Raw genomic sequence first — 1,304 nt, 5'->3', positions numbered from 1 at the left:
AAATCTGGATCACGTCGTCAAGCCGCACGTGGTGATTGAAGTCCTTGTACGTGGTCTTCGCGTGCATGATCGCGAGCCGCACGTATTTTTCGAGGATCATGTTCTTGAACGAGCGTGCCTTCTCATACCACAACCGCGACTGCTGAATCGTCGAGTACAGAGTTCCACCATGCCGCACACCAAGACTCGTCTCGATCGCATAAATCTCGGAGTTGCGAATGATTGGGTCAATGTCGAAACGTGTGTGCAACTGCTCATAACGCTCAACGCGCTTGAAGAATAGCGCCAAGAAGCCGAACAGCAGCCCCCGGTTAAGGTGCATGGCGCGAGCCGCTGCATCGGCCCGTTTTTGATCGCGAGCCGTCACGCAGTTGAACAGATGAATTGGGAGCTTTGTACGATCGTCAGAGGTGAAACGCCTGCTTGCCTTTCGGGTTTGGCGTGCCACGACCTTAGCCACGTAATTCTGGAAAAGGCCGGGGCATTCGGCGTGTATCGGATCAAGTGCATGCCACAAAAACATGTCGAGCGTATGAAGGTATTCCAGTGTCGTCAGGTTTTTGCTGATGCGCTCAGTTATCGTTTTTAGCTTCGAAAACGAAGCGCTGTGTTCATACGCCTTCATACCTTACCTATTGCGTCTTTGTTTCATGGCCGCTACCGAACTTTGTACTGAACGCGGTAGCGTTGACTGCTTGCGACCCGGCTTTGCCGAGCGCTGTATGTTGACCGGAGCTTGAATGCGAACTGGCTGTACCTTCATAGCCTGACGCATACGAGCCTCACGTTCGGCCTCAGCACGCCTCAGCTCTGAGGGTGCAGTCCCAACCTTGGGCGGTGCTATCGGAGGCGTCTTATCGTCAGCACGACGCGCAGGAAGATGAGGTTTGATGGTTTCATAAAGCTTGAACAAATGTTTGCAGCTTGAGGTGCGCATACTCGGGTTACGGATCACTGGAAGCTCACCATTCGAGTACTCGATTTCTGCCGCAACCTTTCGGTTAAGCGCTACTTCCCACCGATAGCGAAAATCGGCGCAGCTGCATGATACCATCACATGAAGCCGTGGGTCAAGAAAAACAATAACAGTCACGTACCGTTGTGGTTTACCGCCCGGGCCGCGTGTATTCTTGACGTAGCGTCGTTTGAATGGGTCCCATATCTTGGTCGAGTACGAGGCACATGCCACGTACCCACGCCCGAGCGAGTCCCCGGACAATGTTCCTGACGAGTCGTTAATTCGGCAGCGCCTTTCGGCAGCTACGAGTTTCCCCGCAGATCAGACTATATCTTCACCCACATGG

The 1,304-nt window shown here is 53.4% G+C and carries 1 protein-coding gene; it reads right to left on the bottom strand.

All coding sequences use genetic code 11. The features are described 5' to 3' along the window. Positions 1-625, bottom strand: a 625-nt coding sequence (locus AC1RPN_RS07715; RefSeq protein ID WP_481763639.1) for a hypothetical protein, incomplete at its 3' end; no start/stop codon positions are given. Between the last annotated feature and the right edge of the window lie 679 nt (positions 626-1,304).

It is taken from the genome of Dellaglioa sp. CoH-57-MRSF-20, from assembly GCF_056781955.1.
This window is presented reverse-complemented; position numbering and strand designations above follow the sequence as displayed.